The sequence below is a fragment of the Burkholderia sp. AU27893 genome, from assembly GCF_002223205.1.
In the GTDB taxonomy this organism is placed as follows: Bacteria; Pseudomonadota; Gammaproteobacteria; order Burkholderiales; family Burkholderiaceae; genus Burkholderia.
The window spans coordinates 2656885-2676728 of sequence record NZ_NKFD01000001.1 but is presented as its reverse complement, the minus strand read 5'-3'; the positions used below and the strand labels follow the sequence as shown (position 1 = coordinate 2676728).

At 67.7% G+C, this 19844-nt stretch carries 14 protein-coding genes; 10 read left to right on the top strand and 4 right to left on the bottom strand.

Translation table 11 applies throughout. The features are described 5' to 3' along the window. Nucleotides 1-45 precede the first annotated feature (45 nt). Nucleotides 46-1461, top strand: a complete 1416-nt coding sequence (locus CFB47_RS12610; protein WP_089461425.1) for an MFS transporter — start codon at nucleotides 46-48, stop codon at nucleotides 1459-1461. Between the two features lie 165 nt (nucleotides 1462-1626). Here CFB47_RS12610 and CFB47_RS12605 read toward each other — a convergent pair whose 3' ends face one another. Both CFB47_RS12605 and argA read right to left on the bottom strand, forming a co-directional pair. After that, a complete protein-coding gene (locus CFB47_RS12605) occupies nucleotides 1627-1902 on the bottom strand; it encodes an oxidative damage protection protein (protein ID WP_006478357.1) in 276 nt (91 codons plus the stop codon). A gap of 49 nt (nucleotides 1903-1951) precedes the next feature. Next, on the bottom strand, nucleotides 1952-3331 hold the full coding sequence (gene argA / locus CFB47_RS12600; protein WP_089440565.1) for an amino-acid N-acetyltransferase: 1380 nt from the start codon (nucleotides 3329-3331) through the stop codon (nucleotides 1952-1954). A gap of 23 nt (nucleotides 3332-3354) precedes the next feature. Between argA and hrpA the strand changes: the two genes are divergently transcribed. The 5 genes from hrpA to CFB47_RS12575 all read left to right on the top strand — a co-directional run bounded on the left by hrpA (nucleotide 3355) and on the right by CFB47_RS12575 (nucleotide 11472). Beyond that, a complete protein-coding gene (gene hrpA / locus CFB47_RS12595) occupies nucleotides 3355-7560 on the top strand; it encodes an ATP-dependent RNA helicase HrpA (protein ID WP_089461278.1) in 4206 nt (1401 codons plus the stop codon). Between the two features lie 180 nt (nucleotides 7561-7740). Then, on the top strand, nucleotides 7741-8730 hold the full coding sequence (locus CFB47_RS12590; RefSeq protein ID WP_089461277.1) for a beta-propeller fold lactonase family protein: 990 nt from the start codon (nucleotides 7741-7743) through the stop codon (nucleotides 8728-8730). A 16-nt stretch (nucleotides 8731-8746) separates the two neighbouring features. Further along, on the top strand, nucleotides 8747-9721 hold the full coding sequence (locus CFB47_RS12585) for a sterol desaturase family protein (protein WP_047852133.1): 975 nt from the start codon (nucleotides 8747-8749) through the stop codon (nucleotides 9719-9721). Nucleotides 9722-9832: 111 nt separating this feature from the next. Beyond that, nucleotides 9833-10660, top strand: coding sequence for an EI24 domain-containing protein (locus tag CFB47_RS12580; protein ID WP_089461276.1), 828 nt, complete (start codon nucleotides 9833-9835; stop codon nucleotides 10658-10660). Then, the gene (locus CFB47_RS12575; protein WP_089461275.1) at nucleotides 10657-11472 is read left to right on the top strand and encodes a molybdopterin-binding protein; all 816 of its coding nucleotides are present in this window, start codon (nucleotides 10657-10659) and stop codon (nucleotides 11470-11472) included. The genes CFB47_RS12580 and CFB47_RS12575 overlap by 4 nt, the downstream gene beginning before the upstream one ends. 115 nt (nucleotides 11473-11587) lie before the next feature. On the opposite strand, the gene CFB47_RS12570 is transcribed toward CFB47_RS12575, so the two are convergent. Then, nucleotides 11588-12052: a rhodanese-like domain-containing protein gene (locus CFB47_RS12570; RefSeq protein WP_089461274.1), complete on the bottom strand. Its 465-nt coding sequence runs from the start codon at nucleotides 12050-12052 to the stop codon at nucleotides 11588-11590. A gap of 405 nt (nucleotides 12053-12457) precedes the next feature. On the opposite strand from CFB47_RS12570, the gene glnA reads away from it, so the two are divergent. The 4 genes from glnA (at nucleotide 12458) to CFB47_RS12550 (ending at nucleotide 18945) form a co-directional block, all read left to right on the top strand. Continuing rightward, nucleotides 12458-13873: a type I glutamate--ammonia ligase gene (gene glnA / locus CFB47_RS12565; RefSeq protein ID WP_039364811.1), complete on the top strand. Its 1416-nt coding sequence runs from the start codon at nucleotides 12458-12460 to the stop codon at nucleotides 13871-13873. Between the two features lie 161 nt (nucleotides 13874-14034). After that, nucleotides 14035-15177 carry a nitrogen regulation protein NR(II) gene (gene glnL, locus CFB47_RS12560; protein WP_039364809.1) on the top strand — a complete coding sequence of 381 codons (1143 nt, stop codon included), beginning with the start codon at nucleotides 14035-14037 and terminating at the stop codon, nucleotides 15175-15177. Between the two features lie 46 nt (nucleotides 15178-15223). Continuing rightward, nucleotides 15224-16741, top strand: a complete 1518-nt coding sequence (gene ntrC / locus CFB47_RS12555; protein ID WP_089456483.1) for a nitrogen regulation protein NR(I) — start codon at nucleotides 15224-15226, stop codon at nucleotides 16739-16741. 89 nt (nucleotides 16742-16830) lie between these two features. After that, on the top strand, nucleotides 16831-18945 hold the full coding sequence (locus tag CFB47_RS12550) for a prolyl oligopeptidase family protein (RefSeq protein WP_089461273.1): 2115 nt from the start codon (nucleotides 16831-16833) through the stop codon (nucleotides 18943-18945). A gap of 23 nt (nucleotides 18946-18968) precedes the next feature. Here the strand turns inward: CFB47_RS12550 and xth are convergent, their stop codons facing one another. Further along, the gene (gene xth, locus CFB47_RS12545) at nucleotides 18969-19745 is read right to left on the bottom strand and encodes an exodeoxyribonuclease III (RefSeq protein ID WP_089461272.1); all 777 of its coding nucleotides are present in this window, start codon (nucleotides 19743-19745) and stop codon (nucleotides 18969-18971) included. Between the last annotated feature and the right edge of the window lie 99 nt (nucleotides 19746-19844).

The following is a 19844-nucleotide window of genomic DNA, read 5'->3' as shown; positions in this document are numbered from 1 at the left end:
GGCGCGCGACAGTCGCGCCCCCGACACACCAACATGGAGACATCGATGAGCCGTCAGCCATCCCCGACCGCCGCGCCGCAACTGCGGCCCGGCCGCGCCGCCTTCGCGGCATTCGTCGGCACCACGATCGAGTGGTACGACTTCTACATCTACGGCACGGCCGCTGCGCTCGTGTTCGGCAAGGTGTTCTTTGCGAGCACGATGGATCCCGGCGTCGCGACGCTGCTGGCGTTCGTCACGTTCTGGGCCGGCTTCGCCGCGCGGCCGCTCGGCGGCATCGTGTTCGGGCATCTCGGCGACCGCGTCGGCCGCAAGACCGCGCTCGTGATCACGCTGGTGATGATGGGGCTGGCGACGACCGGCATCGGCCTGTTGCCCGGCTATGCGCAGATCGGCGTCTGGGCGCCGGCCGGCCTCGTCGTGCTGCGCGTGCTGCAGGGCATCGCGGTCGGCGGCGAGTGGGGCGGCGCGGTGCTGATCGCGAGCGAGAACGCGCCGAAGCATCGCAGCATCCTGTATGCGGCGTTCGCGCAGCAGGGCTCGCCCACCGGCAACCTGCTGGCCACGGCCGCGTTCTTCACGCTGAGCGCGCTGCCCACCCCGTCGTTCCTGATGTGGGGCTGGCGCATTCCGTTCCTGCTGTCGGCCGTGCTCGTGATCATCGGCATGGTGATCCGGCTGAAGCTCGAGGAGTCGGCCGACATGCAGCGCGTGCTCGCGCGCAAGCGCACCGTGAAGCTGCCGCTGCGCGACGTCGTGCGCGATCACTGGGTCGTCGTGCTGCTCGCGGCCGGCACGCTGCCGGTGATCAACGTCACGTACTTCCGCAGCACGTTCGCGCTGTCGTGGGCGACCAAGGAACTCGGTTACGCGCAGGGCACGTTCCTCGGCATCCTGTCGATCTCGCTCGTCGTGCAGTTCCTGATGCAGCCGGTCGGCGCGTGGTTCGTGTCGAAGGTCGACATGCGCCGCGCGATGTGCTGGATCCTGATTCCGGAAATCGTGCTGATGCCCGTGATGTTCCATGCGCTCGCAACGCGCTCGTACTGGGTGGCCGTCGCGGGCATGTGCATCTCGACGATTCCGTCGGCGATGTTTTATGGCGCGGTCGGCGGCGTGCTCGCGCGCGTGTTTCCGGCGAACATCCGCTATACGGGCCTGTCGCTTGCGTACCAGTTGAGCGCGCTCGTCGTCGGCGGCGGCACGCCGGTGCTCGCGCAGGCGATCCTCAATGCGACCGGCAGCATCGTCGGCGTCGCGGTCGCATCGGGGCTTTATGCGCTCGTGTCGCTCGTGTGCATGCTGGCGCTGCTGAATCGCACCGGGTATCGCGCGGACGAACTGTCGACGGCCGAACGCAGCGACGCGGCCGAATGGGGTACGGAACGCGCCGCCGCCGACACCCCGGCCGGTGCGGTCCCGCCGCCGGACGATCGCGGCGCGCTGAAGCCGGTGGGTTGAATCGGGCGGTGCGACCGGGCGGCCCGGCGGTTTCGAATGCACCGGCCGTGTCGCATCGCACCGGTTCGGATGCGCCAAAAGCAAACGGCACCGTGCGATGACACGGTGCCGTTTGTCGTTTCCGGCGAGGCGACCAGCGCGGCCGGCCGTCGCGAATGATGGCGGTCAGCCTTCGGTCGGCGGCACGTAGCCGGACGCCTGGTCCGCGCCGTCGCCGAAGAAGTACTTCTCGGTCTGCTTCATCAGGTACTGGCGCGCACGCGGGTCGGCCATGTTCAGGCGGTTTTCGTTGATCAGCATCGTCTGCTGCTTCAGCCAGCCTTGCCACGCTTCCTTCGAGACGCTCTCGTAAATGCGCTTGCCGAGTTCGCCCGGCAGCGGCGGGAAATCGAGGCCTTCGGCTTCCTTGCCGAGCTTCGCGCATTGGATCATTCGAGCCATCGTGTACTTCTCCTGTAATCGGACTGGGGGAGGGCAGTCGTGCCTGCGCTCAGAGCTGTTTCATCAGCACGAGCGACTTGCGCTGCCAGTTATAGAGTTTGCGGCGGTCTTCCGGCAGGTCGTCGACGCTGACCTTGACGAAGCCGCGCTTGAGGAACCAGTGCTCGGTGCGCGTCGTGAGCACGAAGATATGCGTGAGGCCGCGCGCGCGGGCGCGCTGCTCGATGCGCTTGAGCAGGCGTTCGCCGTCGCCCGAGCCCTGCGCTTCCGGCGCGACCGTCAGGCACGCCATCTCGCCGATCTTCTCCTGCTGGTACGGATATAGCGCCGCGCAGCCGAACAGCACGCCATCGTGCTCGATCACCGAGAAGTGGTCGATGTCGCGTTCGATCTGGTGGCGGCCGCGCCGCACCAGCGTGCCGTCCGACTCGAGCGGCTCGATCAGCGACAGGATGCCGCCGACGTCGTCCGGCGTCGCTTCGCGCAGGCTCTCGAGGTTCTCGTACGAGATCATCGTGCCGACGCCGTCGTGCAGGAACAGTTCGAGCAGCATGCTGCCGTCGAGCGATTGCGGGATCAGGTGCGCCCGGGTCACGCCGCCGCGGCACGCGCGGATCGAATGCTTCAGGAAGAATGCGTCGTCGCCCTGGACGTTGCCGGAATCGAGCAGCTCGGCCGCCGCGTCGAGCGACATTTCACGCACCAGCTCGCCTTCGTCGTCGACGATGCCGGGCGCTTCGGTCAGGAAGATGATCTTGTCGGCGCGCAGCGCGATCGCGGCGGCCGACGCGACATCTTCCATCGACAGGTTGAACGCTTCGCCGGTCGGCGAGAAGCCGAGCGGCGACAGCAGCACGAGCTTGCGGCTCGCGAGCGAATGACGGATCGATTCGGCGTCGATCTTGCGCACGATGCCCGTGTGCGCGAAATCGACCCCGTCGAGAATCCCCACCGGCCGCGCGGTCACGAAGTTGCCCGACACGACGCTGATGTGCGCGTGCGCCATCGGCGAGTTCGGCAGACCCTGGCTGATCGCGGCCTCGATGTCGAGACGCACTTCCCCGGCCGCTTCCTTCGCGGATTCGAGCGCGCGCGCATCGGTGATGCGCAGCCCGTGCGAAAACTCGGATTCGACACCGTGCAGGCTCAGCTGCTCCTCGACCTGCGGGCGCGAGCCGTGCACCAGGACGATCTGGATACCCATCGCCTGCAGCAGCGCGATGTCGGACACGAGCGCGTTCAGCAGCCCCTGCTGCACCACCTCGCCGCCGAACCCCACGACGAACGTGCTGTTGCGGAACTTGTGGATATAGGGCGCGACGGAGCGCATCCAGTCGACGAACTGCGCGTGACTGGCGGCCGAGTCGTCGGCAACCGGCGGCGTCGTGGCGCCGGTCTGGGCGGGAGGGAGGTCGGTTTGGGAATTCATGGGCGGGATTATAATGCGCCCCCATGTCGAATGTACCTAAAAGTCCCGCGCCGACGCGGGCCAAAGCGCCGTCGGCCCGGCACCCGGATGGTGCGGCCGATGCACGCCAGCAGCAGGGCCAGCCGCCGCGCCGGCCGCAGGAACAGCAGGCGGGCAAACCGGCACACGCGCCGCGCGGGCCGCGTGGCGACGCATCGCGCGACGCGCGCCAGCCGGCCGCGAAGGATGCGTCCGCTGTGACGGGCGAGCGCGCGCCGCGCCGCGAGCGTCCGCCGCGCGCGGTCGTCGCGCCGAATCCCGTTCCGCCGATCACCTACCCCGAAAGCCTGCCCGTGTCGGGCAAGCGCGACGAAATCGCGCGCGCGATCGCCGGTCATCAGGTTGTCATCGTCTGCGGCGAAACCGGCTCGGGCAAGACCACGCAGTTGCCGAAGATCTGTCTCGATCTCGGCCGCGGCCTCGGCGCCGGCGGCACGGGCCTGATCGGCCATACGCAGCCGCGCCGCCTCGCCGCGTCGTCCACCGGCCGCCGGATCGCCGAGGAACTCGGCACGCCGTTCGGCGAAGTGGTCGGCTACAAGGTGCGCTTTACCGACAATCTCGCGCCGGGCGCGTCCGTGAAGCTGATGACGGACGGGATCCTGCTCGCCGAGACGCAGACCGATCCGTTGCTGAAGGCGTACGACACGCTGATCATCGACGAGGCGCACGAGCGCAGCCTGAACATCGACTTCCTGCTCGGCTACCTGAAGGAAATCCTGCCGAGGCGGCCGGACCTGAAGCTGATCGTCACGTCCGCGACGATCGATGCCGATCGCTTCGCGCGCCATTTCGGCACCGACGCGCATCCCGCGCCCGTGATCGAGGTGAGCGGGCGGCTGTATCCGGTCGAGATGCGCTACCGGCCGGTGGCCGAGGATCGCCCGGCCGTGAAGCACGCCGAAGGCACGGGCGGCCGCGATCGCGTGAAGACCGCGCGCGAAGCCGAGCGCGACCTGATGGACGCGATCGTCGACGCGGTCGACGAGCTGTGCCGCGAAGGCCCCGGCGACGTGCTGGTGTTCCTGCCCGGCGAGCGCGAGATCCGCGAAGCGGCCGAGGCGCTGCGCAAGCACCATCCGCCGCACACCGAGATCCTGCCGCTGTTCGCGCGGCTCTCGGCGGCCGACCAGGACAAGGTGTTCAAGGCGTCGAACGCGCGCCGGATCGTGCTCGCGACCAACGTGGCCGAAACCTCGCTGACGGTGCCGGGCATCCGCTACGTCGTCGACACCGGCCTTGCGCGCGTGAAGCGCTATTCGTACCGGAACAAGGTCGAGCAGTTGCAGGTCGAGTCGATCTCGCAAGCGGCCGCGAACCAGCGCGCGGGCCGTTGCGGCCGCGTGGCCGACGGTGTCTGCATCCGCTTGTACGAGGAAAGCGATTACCAGGCGCGCGCGCGCTTCACCGACCCGGAAATCCTGCGCTCGTCGCTCGCGTCGGTGATCCTGCGGATGAAGTCGCTGCATCTCACCGCGATCGAATCGTTCCCGTTCCTCGAGCCGCCGCCCGGCCGCGCGATCGCGGACGGTTACCAGTTGCTCAACGAACTCGGCGCGGTCGACGACGACAACGCGCTGACGCCGCTCGGCCGCGAACTCGCGCGGCTGCCGCTCGACCCGCGCGTCGGCCGGATGATTCTTGCCGCGCGCGACCAGCAGTCGCTGCGCGAAGTGCTGATCATCGCGAGCGCGCTGTCTGTGCAGGATCCGCGCGACCGTCCGATCGAAGCGCAGGAGCAGGCCGACCAGGCGCACCGCCGGTTCGCCGACGAGCGTTCCGAGTTCCTGCAGTGGCTGAAGATCTGGGCGTGGTTCGAGGAGGCCGTCGCGCACAAGAAGTCGAACCGCCAGCTGATCGACGCGTGCCGGCAGAACTTCCTGTCGCACCTGCGGCTGCGCGAGTGGCGCGACGTCCATTCGCAGCTGCTGACCGTCGTGCGCGAGCACGGCTGGCGGCTGAACGAGGTCGAGGCGACCTACGAGCAGGTCCATCTGGCCCTGTTGACGGGCCTGCTCGGCAACCTCGGCCTGAAGGCCGACGACGATCCGCACTATCTCGGCGCGCGCGGGATCAAGTTCTACCTGTGGCCGGGCTCCGTGCTCGCGAAGAAGGCCGGCCGCTGGGTGATGGCGGCCGAGCTCGTCGAGACGAGCCGGCTGTACGCACGCTGCCTCGCGAAGATCGAGCCCGAATGGGTCGAGAAGATCGGCGCGCACCTGCTGAAGAAATCGCTGTCGGAGCCGCACTGGGAAAAGCGTCCGGCGCAGGTCAGTGCGTACGAGCGCGCGACGCTGTACGGGCTGCCGATCTACCACCGCCGGCGCGTCGCGTTCGGCAAGCAGGATCCGGCACGCGCACGCGAGTTGTTCATCCGCGGCGCGCTGGTCGAAGGCGAATTCGACACGAAGCTCGCGTTCTTCGCGCACAACCGCAAGCTGCTTGCCGACATCGAGCAGCTCGAGCACAAGTCGCGACGGCAGGACGTGCTGGTCGACGACGAGCTGATCTACGCGTACTACGACCAGGCGATTCCGGAAGGGATTCACACGGGCGCCGCGTTCGAGCGCTGGTATCGCGACGAGGTGAAGAAGAGCGGCCAGCCCGAGGACAAGCTGCGGCTGCTGTACCTGTCGCGCGACGACCTGATGCGCCACGAGGCGGCCGGCGTGACGACCGAGCTGTTCCCGAAGCGCGCGACGATGGCCGGCGTCGAGATGGCCCTCACGTATCACTTCGAGCCCGGCACGCCGCGCGACGGCGTGACGCTCGCGGTGCCGCTGTATGCGCTGAACCAGGTCGACGCGCGCCGCTGCGAGTGGCTCGTGCCCGGGATGCTGAAGGAAAAGGTGCAGTTGCTGCTGAAGTCGCTGCCGCAGAAGCTGCGCCGGCATTGCGTGCCGCTGCCCGAGTACGCGGCCGGTTTCGTCGAACGGATGGGCCGCGAGCGCTTCGGCGCGGGCGGGCTCGTCGAGGCGCTGATCGCCGACGTGCGGGGTGAAACGCAAATCGCGATGAAGACGGCCGACTTCAAGCTGGAAACGCTGCCCGCGCACCTGTTCATGAACTTCAAGGTGATCGACGAGCACGGCCGCCAGCTCGCGATGGGGCGCAATCTCGCGCAGCTTCGCCAGGAGCTGGGCGCGCAGGCGCAGCAGCAGTTCCAGAAGATCGCGGCGGCGTCGACGATCGCGGCGGGCGGCGATGCCGACGGCGGCGAGCCGATCGGCCAGGCGCCGGCCACGGCCGCGACGGCGGGTGCCGCCGGCCGCAACGCAAAGGCCGGCAAGGGCGCGGCGCCGCAGACGGCCGCGCCGGCGGAAGCCGGTGCGACCGCGCTGTACGAGAACCTGACGACGTGGAATTTCGGCAAGCTGCCCGAACTGCTGGAGATCCGCCGGCGCGGCCAGACGCTGTACGGCTACCCGGCGCTGGTCGATCGCGGCACGCATTGCGACGTCGAGGTGTTCGATTCGCCGGAAGAGGCCGCGCGTATCCACCGGGCCGGCCTGCGGCGGCTGTTCGCGCTGCAGCTCAAGGAGCCGATCAAGTTCCTCGAGAAGAACCTGCCGGGCCTGCGCGAGATGGCGATGCAGTACATGTCGCTCGGCACGCAGGACGAGCTGCGCGACCAGCTGATCGACACGGCGCTCGACCGCGCGTGCCTGCAGGATCCGCTGCCCGACGACGACGCGAGCTTCCACGCACGCCGCGACGAGGGCCGGAGCCGCCTGAACCTGCTCGCGCAGGAAATCGCGCGGCTGGTCGGGCAGATCCTGGCCGAATACGCGGGGCTCGTGAAGAAGCTCGCGCAGGCGAAGCCGTTCGCGCAGGCGCATGCGGACCTGCAGCAGCAGCTCGGCGCGCTGATCGGCAAGCGTTTCGTGATCGATACGCCATACGCGCAACTGGCGCACTTCCCGCGCTACCTGAAGGGCATCGCGCTGCGGATCGACAAGCTGAAAGCCGATCCGGCGCGTGACGCGAAGCAGTCGGCCGACCTGTTGCCGCTCGCCCAGCAGTACCAGCGCGCGGTGTCGCAGCGCGGCGGCGTCGCCGATGCGCGGCTCGCGGAATTCCGCTGGCTGCTCGAGGAACTGCGGATTTCGCTGTTCGCGCAGGAACTGCGCACGCCGATGCCTGTCTCTGTCAAGCGTCTGCACAAGGTCTGGGAGTCGATGCAGCGCTAGCGCAACATCGGTTTCCCGGGCCTGCACCGGCGGCCGGCCCCGGCCGGCCGCGCGGCGCCTGCCGCGCGGGCCGACCGGGCCGCCGCCGCGTGCGTCGAAGTGGCGCAATGCCGGCTTCGGTCAACCGGCCGGCCCGGTTGAACGTTTTACAATGACGGTTGTTCCACGACGTGAGTCTTCATGCGCACTTTCCTTTCCCTCGGCCGCACGCTCGCGCTGGCCGCCGCCGTGCTGGCGCCCGCCGCCCACGCGAATAACGTGATCATCCTCAATTCGGCCGAAGCGACGCTGTCCCTGATTGACCAGCAGACCCGCCAGGTCGTCGCCACGATGCCGACCGGCAAGGAACCGCACCACCTGATGGCGACGCCCGACAATTCGTCGCTGATCGTTGCAAATTCGGTCTCGAACAGCCTGATGTTCCTCGATCCGAAGACGGGCAAGCTGCAGCGCACCGTCGAAGGGATCGACGATCCTTACCAGCTCGGCTTCTCGCCCGACCGCAAGTGGTTCGCGGCCGCCGGCCTGCGCCTCGACCGCGTCGACATCTACGGCTACGACGGTCGCGACCTGAAGCTCGTGAAGCGCGTGCCGCTCGAGGTGATGCCGAGCCACCTCGCGTTCACGAAGGACAGCAAGACGCTGCTCGTGTCGCTGCAGGTTTCCGGCGAGATCGCGGCGATCGACCTGCCGACGCAGACGGTCAAGTGGAAGATGAAGGTCGGCAAGGTGCCGGCCGGCCTGTGGCTCACGCCGGACGACAAGTACCTGCTCGTCGGGATGACCGGCGCGGATTACGTCGCGGTGGTCGACTGGCGCACCCAGAAGGTCGTCAAGCAGATCTACACCGGCAAGGGCGCGCACAACTTCCGCTCGCTCGCCGACGGCACGCACGTCGCGGTCACGAACCGGGTTGCGAACACGATCAGCATCATCGACGAAAACACGCTCACCAACGTCGGCGACATCACCGGCCTGCTGCCGGGCCCGGACGACATGGAGCTGTCCGCCGACAAGAAGACGCTGTGGGTGACGTTCCGCTTCGCGAAGAAGGTCGGGATCATCGACCTGGCGTCGCGCAAGCTGGTGCAGACGATCGCCGTCGGCCGCTCGCCGCACGGCATCTATTTCTACGATCGCGCGCCGTGGCGCGCCGCGAACGGCGCGTGACGGGCAGGGGAGAACGATGCTGCACCTGATCGATGCATTCGTCTCGGACATCCAGACCTGGCTGTACGTCGACGTCGTGCAGCCGCTCCTGTTCAAGTTCAACCTGATGGACTATGACGAGGACACCTACGACGCGCTGTACTGGGTGATCGTCGGGGCGCTGCAGATGGTGCTGATGTTCGTGCTGCTGCGCCCGCTCGAGGCGCTGCTGCCCGTCGAGCGCTGGACGAACCGCCGGGCCGTGCGGGTCGACGTGATCTACACGGCGATCGCGAAGCTCGGCATCTACTCGCTGTTCTTCTTCTTCGCGCTGCAGCCGCTGTTCGACAACTTCCAGGCGTGGCTGCGCCTGCACGGCGTGGCGAACCTGAACCTCGACTACCTGTGGCCGGGCGTGACCTCGAAGCCGATCGTCACGTTCGCGATCTATCTCGTCGTGCTCGATTTCGCCGGCTACTGGTATCACCGCTGGCAGCACAAGTTCGGCATCTGGTGGGAGCTGCACGCCGTGCATCACAGCCAGCGCCAGATGTCGCTGTGGTGCGACGACCGCAACCACGTGCTCGACGACGTGATCCAGTCGTGCTTCTTCGCGGCGATCGCGCTCGTGATCGGCGTGACGCCGTCGCAGTTCGTCGTGCTGACCGCGTTCACGAACTTCATGCAGAGCATTCAGCACACGAATGCGCGGCTGTCGTTCGGCTGGCTCGGCGAGCGCCTGTTCGTGAGCCCGATCTTCCATCGCCGCCACCACGCGGTCGGCTATGGCCACGAAGGCACGAAGTACGGCTGCAACTTCGGCGTGCTGTTTCCGTGGTGGGACATGATGTTCGGCACCGCGTCGTGGAACCGCACGGTCGAGCCGACCGGCATCCGCGACCAGGTCGAGGGCGTGTCCTACGGCGAAGGCTTCTGGGCGCAGCACGGCCTCGCGTTCGTGCGGATCTTCCGGCGCCTGTTCCCCGCCAAGCGCGGCGCGGCATCGGCCTGACCCGGCCATTCCCACGTTGAGCGGCTCTCCCACGCGGCCCGCATGTGCTTTGGCGCATGCGGGCCGCGTGGTTTATCCTTTCCCCGTTTTTCTCCGTCAATACAGGCTCGCATGAACGACTTGCTGCGTTCCTTCGTCCGCGCATTGGCGAGCGCACTGCATCCGCGCATGCTGTGGCTCACCCTGATGCCGTTTCTCGTCTCGGCCGTCCTGTGGGGCGTCGTGCTGTGGTTCTCGTGGCAGTCGCTGCTGGACCTCGCACGCGGCGCGCTCGACGGCTTCGTGCTGACGGCCATGCTGTACCGTGCGTTCGACGCGATCGGCATGTCGCAGCTGCATGCGGTCGTCGCGCCGTTCGTGGTCGTGTCGCTCGCGATTCCGCTGATCGTGCTGACCGTGCTGCTGCTGATCGCGACGATTTCGATGCCGGTCGTGATCAAGCACCTCGCGAACCGGCAGTTCGCGGCGCTCGAGGCGAAGCGGGGCGGCACCTTCTTCGGCAGCGTGTTCAATTCGCTGGGGGCGGCACTGGCCGGCGTCGTCGTGCTGGTCGTCACGATCCCGCTGTGGCTGATTCCGCCGTTCTTCGCGCTGCTGCCGCCGGTGATCTGGGGCTGGCTCACCTACCGCGTGATGACCTACGACGCGCTCGCGCTGCACGCGAGCCGCGACGAGCGCCGGGCGCTCGTGCGGCGGCACCGCTGGCCGCTGATCGGCATCGGCGTCGCGACCGGGCTGCTCGGCACCGTGCCGACCTTCGTATGGGTATCGTCGGTCTGGATGATGGTGCTGTTCCCGTTCGTCGCGGCGGCCATGATCTGGGTTTACGCTTTCATCCTCGTCTTCTCGGCGCTGTGGTTCGGGCACTATTGCCTGCGCGCGCTGGAGGACTTGCGTGCGAGTTCGCGCGCCACCGCAATCGACATGGGGCAGGCATGAGCATCGGCATCATCATCATCGGCGACGAAATCCTTTCGGGCCGCCGGCAGGACAAGCATCTGGCGAAGGTCATCGAGCTGCTCGCCGCGCGCGGCCTCACGCTCGACTGGGCCGAATACGTCGGGGACGATCCGGCGCGCATCACGGCGACCCTCGCCCGCGCGATCGCGTCGGGCGACATCGTGTTCTCGACGGGCGGCATCGGCGCGACGCCGGACGACCACACGCGCCAGTGCGCGGCCGCCGCGCTCGGCGTGCCGCTCGAGCTGCATCCGGAAGCGAAGGTGCTGATTTCGGAGCGGATCCGCGAAACGCATACCGATCCGGCCACGCCGGTCGATTTCGAGTCGCCGGAGAACCAGCACCGCTTCAACATGGGCGTGTTTCCGGTGGGCGCGACGATCATCCCGAACGGCTACAACCGGATTCCCGGCTTCTCGGTCGGCGACCTGCACTTCGTGCCGGGCTTCCCGGTGATGGCGTGGCCGATGATCGAATGGGTGCTCGACACGAAGTACGCGCACCTGCATCACGCGACGCCGCACGCCGAGCGCTCGCTGTACGTGTTCGAACTGCCGGAATCGACACTCACGCCGCTGATGGAGCGCATCGAGCGCGATTTCCCGGGCGTGCGCGTGTTCAGCCTGCCGAGCGTCGGCGATGCGGAGCGCGGCGGGATCTACGCGCGCCGTCACATCGACCTCGGCGTGAAGGGCGAGCCGGAAGCGGTCGCGGCTGCGTACGTGAAGCTGCGTGAGGGCGTGCACTTGCTCGGCGGCGACGTCGTCGAACCCGACACGCCGCGCGCCTGAGCGGCCTCTCGACCCGGCACACAAAAACCACGGGCCGCGCAACGCGGCCCGTCATCGGCATGTCATCGCCCGGCTCGACGATGGGGTCGTCGCAACCGGCGGGAGCGGCGTGCCGTCAGGCGCCGATCCACGGCAGTTTCCGGAAGCACCAGCCTTCGATCGTCTTGCGGTGGCCCTCGGCGTCCTTCGCGCCCTCGAAGCCTTCGAGCAGGTCGAAGGCCTTCGTGAAGCCGGCCTGCGTGGAGGCGATCGCGGCGAGCTTCGAGCGCGCGGCGCTGCGGCACAGGAACAGGATGGGCGTATCGGCCGGGAGGGCCGCCTTCAGCTCGTTGATGAATTCGGCGTTCGGCACGCCGCCCGGGTAGCGCGTCCATTCGAGGTGCAGGTACTGGCCGTCGCCGACGAGCGGGCGGCCGATCCAGTCGAGTTCGGCGCGGGTGCGCACGTCGACGAGGCGCGCCGACGGATCGAGCTGCAGCAGTTCGAAGGCCTCGGCCGGCAGCAGCGCCCCGGCGTAGTTGAGCGCGGCTTGTGCGCGGCGTTCGTCGGCCTTCGCGTAAAGCTGGTCGAGCGTACTCATGGCAGGGAGTCTCCTATCGGTCAAACGAACATTCTAGCGCGGCGCCGCGGCACGGATGTCCGCGTAGGGGGACAGTGCGCGCCCCCACACGCGCTCACCAAAAGAGTGCAGAATGACGCGCATGCACCAAGATGATTCGGCGAGTAGGGCGCACCGCGATGATTGCACCATATCGGTGCTTTCGGTTTGGGGGCGGTGCGCGGCGGAGCCCCGGAATTGCGCAGCACAGCCCCGTCGCGACGAGCGCCGGCGCGATTCGCGCCCCTCTCGCGCATAGGTGGCACGGAAGCTGCTTTATAGAATTCGGTCGAATCGGGGCGCGCTGCGCCAAAGCAAGACCCCGGTCAGCTCGATAAACGAGGCGGTTCCCAGTCCGCCGGAATTGTTCAATCAGGAGAAGAGGTTATGAGTAAAACCGTCGCCGACGTCATGCAGCTCGTGAAGGACGAGGACGTCAAGTTTGTCGATTTCCGCTTCACGGATACGCGCGGCAAGGAACAGCACGTGTCGGTGCCGGTTTCGGCGTTTGACGAAGACAAGTTCGAAAGCGGCCATGCATTCGACGGCTCGTCGATCGCGGGCTGGAAGGGCATCGAGGCGTCGGACATGCTGCTCATGCCGGACCCGACCGCTGCCTTCATCGACCCGTTCTATGAAGAGTCGACCCTGGTGCTGACCTGCGACGTGGTCGAGCCGGCCGACGGCAAGGGCTACGAGCGCGATCCGCGTTCGCTCGCGAAGCGCGCGGAAGCGTACCTGAAGAGCACGGGCATCGGCGACACGGCCTACTTCGGTCCGGAACCGGAATTCTTCATTTTCGACTCGGTCCAGTGGAACACGGACATGTCGGGCTGCTTCGTGAAGATCAACTCGGAAGAAGCACCGTGGTCGGCCGGCAAGGAATTCGAAGGCGGCAACACGGGCCACCGTCCGGGCACGAAGGGCGGCTACTTCCCGGTCGCGCCGGTCGACACGTTCCAGGACATGCGTTCGGAAATGTGCCTGCTGCTCGAGCAGCTCGGCATCCCGGTCGAAGTGCACCACCACGAAGTGGCGGGCCAGGGCCAGAACGAAATCGGCACGAAGTTCTCGACGCTGGTTCAGCGCGCCGACTGGACGCAATGGTCGAAGTACATCATCCATAACGTCGCGCACTCGTACGGCAAGACGGCAACCTTCATGCCGAAGCCGGTCGTCGGCGACAACGGTTCGGGCATGCACGTTCACCAGTCGATCTGGAAGGACGGCCAGAACCTGTTCGCGGGCAACGGCTACGCCGGCCTGTCGGAACTGGCGCTGTTCTACATCGGCGGCATCATCAAGCACGCCCGTGCCCTGAACGCGATCACGAACCCGACGACGAACTCGTACAAGCGTCTGGTCCCGCACTTCGAAGCACCGGTCAAGCTCGCCTACTCGGCACGCAACCGTTCGGCATCGATCCGCATTCCGCACGTGTCGAACCCGAAGGGCCGCCGTATCGAAACGCGCTTCCCGGATCCGATGGCGAACCCGTACCTGCTGTTCTCGGCACTGATGATGGCCGGCCTCGACGGGATCCAGAACAAGATCCATCCGGGCGAAGCCGCGGACAAGAACCTGTACGACCTGCCGCCGGAAGAGGATGCAAAGATCCCGACCGTCTGCGCGGGCCTCGACCAGGCAATCGAAGCGCTCGACAAGGATCGCGAGTTCCTGACCCGTGGCGGCGTGTTCACGGACGGCATGCTCGACGCGTACCTCGCGCTGAAGGAGCAGGAGCTGGCGAAGTTCCGCATGACGACGCACCCGATCGAGTTCGAGATGTACTACTCGCTCTAATCGGCGATGGCGCTTCGATTCAGCGCCGTCATGCCGGTTCGTTCCCGTCGCGCGGCCTGCGGCGGGAACGGCGGAGTCTGAAAGGGGCGGCGTCGAGCCGTCCCTTTTTTGTTCCGGTGATTTTTCCTTTTCTGGCCCGTTGAGGCGCGACAAGCACGCAGATGGTTCTGAAGAATCTGATCAAGGCGAAAACGGGGCAGCCCGAGCGACTGACGGACGACGAGCGGCTCGCCCGCTCGGGCCTGCTGGCGGGGCTGGAAGCGCTGCCGACGGTCGTGATCGTGCTCGATCGCAAGACGCTGCGGATCGCGTTCGCGAATCCGTCTGCGGAGGCGATGCTCGACATCTCGCGCCGGCAGCTCGCGCAGCGGCCGTGGGGCGAGATTTTTCCGAATGCGAACGAGCTGGCATCGACGATCACCGCGATCGGCGAGGAACGCTTTCACGCGACGCACCTCGATACCGTGCTCGACCGGCCCGGCCGCGAACCGCTGCATGTGCATGCGATCGTCGGCTTTCTCGAGACCGCGCCCGATTTCGTGCTCGTCGAGCTGTTCGAGAACGAGCGGCAGTCGCGCACCGATCGCGAGGAACGCATCCACGACCTGACCGCGGTCAACAAGCAACTGATCCGCAACCTCGCGCACGAGATCAAGAACCCGCTCGGCGGCATTCGCGGCGCAGCCCAGCTGCTCGAATTCGAGCTCGGCGAGCGCGAGCGCGGCGAGTTGCGCGAATACACGCAGGTGATCATCAAGGAGTCCGACCGCCTGCAGACGCTCGTCGACCGGTTGCTGGAGCCGCATCGGCACCCGCACATCGTCGGCGACGTGAACATTCATGAAGTATGCGAACGCGTGCGCGCGGTGATGCTCGCGGAATTCCCGCGCGGGCTCACGATCGAGCGCGACTACGACGTGAGCGTGCCGGACCTGCGCGGCGACAAGGAGCAACTGATCCAGGCGCTGCTCAACATCGTGCGCAACGCCGCGCAGGCGCTGCGCGAACGCATCGCGCAGGGTGACGCGAAGATCGAGCTGCGCACGCGCATCGCGCGCAAGGTGACGATCGCGAAGCGACTGTACCGGCTGGCACTGGACTTGCACGTGATCGACAACGGGCCCGGCATTCCGGAGGAAATCCGCGACCGGATCTTCTACCCGCTCGTGTCCGGGCGCGACGACGGCAGCGGCCTCGGCCTCACGCTCGCGCAGACGTTCGTGCAGCAGCATGACGGGATGATCGAGGTCGAAAGCCGGCCCGGACGTACCGAATTTCAGATCCTGCTGCCGCTCGACCATTGAGCGGCGGCATGGCGATTCACCGGATTTACCCATATCTGACCGACCTATGAAGCCGATCTGGATAGTAGACGACGACCAATCGATCCGCTGGGTGCTCGAAAAGGCGCTCGCCCGGGACAGCTTCGCGACGAAGAGCTTCGCGAACGTGCGTGACGCGCTGGCCGCGCTCGACCACGAGACCCCGCAGGTGCTCGTATCCGACATCCGGATGCCGGGCGGCTCGGGCCTCGAGTTGCTGCAGGCGATGCACGAGCGCCTGCCGGGCCTGCCCGTCATCATCATGACGGCGTTCTCCGATCTCGACAGCGCCGTCGCGGCGTTCCAGGGCGGCGCGTTCGAATATCTCGCGAAGCCGTTCGACGTCGACAAGGCGGTCGAGCTGATCCGTCGCGCGGTGGAAGAAAGCCTGCGCGGCGGCGCGCCGCAGGACGAGCGCGTGGCCGAGGCGCCCGAGATGCTCGGCCAGGCGCCCGCGATGCAGGACATGTTCCGCGCGATCGGCCGCCTGTCGCACTCGGCCGCGACCGTGCTGATCACTGGCGAATCGGGCACCGGCAAGGAGCTCGTCGCGCGTGCGCTGCACCGTCACAGCCCGCGTGCGAACGGGCCGTTCATCGCGCTGAACACCGCGGCGATTCCGAAGGACCTGCTCGAATCCGAGCTGTTCGGCCACGAGCGCGGCGCGTTCACCGGCGCGCAGACGACGCGGCAGGGCCGCTTCGAGCAGGCCGAGAACGGCACGCTGTTCCTCGACGAAATCGGCGACATGCCGTTCGACCTGCAGACGCGCCTGTTGCGCGTGCTGTCGGACGGGCAGTTCTATCGGGTCGGTGGCCACAACCCGCTGCGCGCGAACGTGCGCGTAATCGCTGCGACGCACCAGAATCTCGAATCGCGCGTGCGGCAGGGGCTGTTCCGCGAGGACCTTTACCACCGGCTCAACGTGATCCGGCTGCGCCTGCCGCCGCTGCGCGAGCGCAGCGAGGACATCGCGCTGCTCACGCGCCACTTCCTGCAGAAGAGCGCGCGCGATCTCGGCGTCGAGCCGAAGCGCGTGTCCGACGAAGCGCTGGCTTACCTGACGTCGCTGGCGTTTCCCGGCAACGTGCGCCAGCTCGAGAACCTCGCGAACTGGCTGACCGTGATGGCGCCCGCGCAGACGGTCGAAATCAAGGACCTGCCGCCCGACCTCGTGCCGGCCGGTGCGCCGGTCGCTGCGGCGGGCGACGGTGCGGATGCGCACGGCAACGGTGGCGAGGCTGCGCTCGCGCAACCGGCGATCGGTGCGCTGCCGGCGGTGTCCGCGCCCGTCGCGGCCGCGCCGAACGGGGGCGCGCCGGCTGGCTATCCGGTCTGGGAGCATGGCTTGCGTACCGAAGTCGCACGGCTGTTGCGCGAGAACTCGGCCGACGTGATGGACGAACTCGCACGCCGCTTCGAGGCGGCCGTGATCCGCGAGGCGCTCGACTTCACGCGCGGCCGCAAGGTCGAGGCCGCAGAGCGGCTCGGCATCGGCCGCAACACGATCACGCGCAAGATCCAGGAACTCCATCTGGAGCCCTGAGCACGATTCGCGGCATGCGCGGGCATCGCGCATGCCGCGATCGGACATAATCGCGGTTTGCATGCCGTTTGCCATTCCGCCCATTCTCAATGTCCGATTCCTTCCGCTGGCCCGCCGGGGCCGACCCGTTCCGTTTCCTCGAAGCGCTCGACAGCAAGCGCGCCCGCACGTGGGTCGACGAGCAGAATGCGCGCACGCGCGCCGCGCTGCGTGACGACGACGCGTATCGCGCGCTGACCGCGCGCCTCGCCAAAGCGTACCTGCCGCGCGAGCGCCCGGTGATTCCGACCCGCTGGCGCGACTGGGCCTACGACCTGTGGCAGGACGACCTTCATCCGAAGGGGCTGTGGCGCCGCACGCGCTGGGACGACTGGCGCGCGGGAAAACCGGTGTGGGAAACGCTGCTCGACGTCGACGCGCTCGGTGCGGAGGAGGGCGAGTCGTGGGTGTTCGAGCAGGACGCGATCCTGTACCCGGACGGCGATCGTGCGCTGCTGTCGCTATCGCCGGGCGGTGCCGACGCGGTCGTCGTGCGCGAATTCGATCTCGTCGAACGCCGTTTCGTCGACGGCGGTTTCACGATCGACGAGCCGGGGCATCACACGGTCGGCTGGATCGATCGCGATACCGTCTACGTGAGCTGGGATCGCGGCGAAGCGCATGCGACCGCGGCCGGCTATCCGTATGAAGCGCGGCGCTGGGTGCGTGGCACGGCGCTGGCCGATGCGCCCGTCGTCTTCCGCGGCGAACCCGACGACATCAGCGCGGGGGCGGGATTCGATCCGATCGACAACCGTCACGTCGCGTGGCGCAGCGTCGATTTCTTCGACGCCCATGCGTACCGCCTGACGGAGGCGGGCGAGTGGGTGCGCTACGACGTGCCGACCCATGTCGAGGTCGGGTTCTGGGAAGGCTGGCTCATGCTGGAGCCGCGCCTCGACTGGGAGTGTGACGGCGTACGCCATGCGGGCGGTTCGCTGCTCGCGATCCGCGAGCAGGCGTTCCTCGCCGGGTCGCGCGAATTCACGACGCTGTTCGCGCCGCAACCGTCGACGTCCGCGTGCACGTGGACGCACACGCGCACGACGCTGATCGCGAGCTGGCTCGACGACGTGCACAACCGCACGATGCTGTGGCAGCCGAGCCAGGCCGACGACGGTACGTGGACGTGGGATGCGCGGCCGTTCGAGTGGCCGGGGCCGGGCGATGCGCAGATCGACGTCGAGCCCGTCGAGTCGACGCTGAACGACGAGATTTACGTGGACGTCGACACCTGTCTCGATCCGCCCGAATGCTGGCTGGCCGATCTTGCGGATCGCGCGGACGATGCGCCGTCGCGCCGCGTGCTGCTCGACCGGCCGCCGGTGCAGTTCGATGCGGCCGGGCTTGTCGTGCGCCGCGCGAGCGCACGCTCGCAAGACGGCACGATCGTGCCGTACACGCTGATCGGGCCGCGCGATGCACTCGACGTGGCCGACGGCGCCACGCGTGTCGCGCGGCCGTGCCTGCTGTCGGGCTATGGCGGCTTCGCGATTCCGAACCTGCCGGGCTACAGCGATGCGTTCGGTATCGGGTGGCTCGAGCGCGGCGGCGTGATGGCGTTCGCGCACATCCGCGGCGGCGGCGAGTTCGGGCCGCGCTGGCACGTCGATGCGCAACGCGAACACCGCCAGCGTTCGTTCGACGATTTCATCGCGGTGGCCGAGGATCTGGCCGCGACCGGCGTGACGACCGCCGCGCAACTCGGCATCGAGGGCGGCAGCAACGGCGGGCTGCTGGTCGCCGCGTGCATGGTGCAGCGGCCGGAGTTGTTCGGCGCGGTGCTCTGCCGTGTGCCGCTGCTCGACATGCGGCGCTATCCGAAGCTGCACGCAGGTGCCGCATGGCTCGACGAATACGGCGACCCGGACGATCCGCACGAAGGGGCGGCGCTGGCCGCGTACTCGCCGTATCACCGCGTGCGCGAAAGCGTCGCGTATCCGCCGCTGCTGCTGACGACGTCGACGCGCGACGACCGCGTGCATCCCGCGCATGCGCGCAAGATGGCTGCGCGCATGCACGCGCTCGGTCATGAACGGGTGTGGTACTGGGAGAACACCGACGGCGGCCACGGCAGCGCCGACGATCTGGAACGCGCGGAGGCCGATGCGGCCGAATTCGGGTTCCTGTGGGCCCATCTCGGGCCGGCGCCCGCGCGGCGCTGAACGCGCGCGGGCTGCGCGGGAGATCAGCCGACGACCGCGACGACGGGCGTGTGGTCGGACGGCTGCTCCCACGTGCGCGGCGTGCGATCGACTTCGCACGACGTGCAGGTTTCGGCCAGCGCCGGCGACAGCAGCACGTGGTCGATGCGCAGCCCCGCGTTGCGGCGGAACGCCATCATCCGGTAGTCCCACCACGTGAAGGTTTTCTCCGGCTGTTCGAAGCGGCGGAACGCATCGACGAAGCCGAGCTCGATCAGTTGCGCGAAGTGGGCGCGCTCCTGCGGCGACACGAGGTTCTGGCCTTCCCATTTCGCCGGGTCGTGCACGTCGCGGTCTTCCGGCGCGATGTTGTAGTCGCCGAGCAGCGCGAGCTTCGGGTAGCGCTGCAGCTCGGTGCGCAGCCATGCCTGCAGCGCATCGAGCCATTGCATCTTGTAGACGAACTTGTCGGAGTCGGGCGCCTGGCCGTTCGGGAAATACGCGGACACGATGCGGATGCCGTCGACCGTCGCGGCGACCACGCGCTGCTGCGGATCGTCGAAACCGGGGATGTTGCGCACGATGTCCGATTCGTCGACGGCGAGCGTGTCGCGCGCGAGGATCGCGACGCCGTTGTAGGTCTTCTGGCCGGTGAACCAGCTGCGGTAGCCGACCGCCTCGAGATCGGCGCGCGGGAATTTCTCGTCCGGCAGCTTCAGTTCCTGCAGGCACAGCACGTCGGTTCCGCTTTGCGCGAGCCAGTCGAGCACGTGCTGCTTGCGGACGTTGAGCGAGTTGACGTTCCAGGTGGCGATTTTCATGAACGGGAGTGTGCGTGCGGGGTGAATACGAAGGCCGCCATCTTACCGCGAGCACGCGGCGCGAACGCGCGCTTCGTGCGGGGCGGGGAAGGCGCCGCG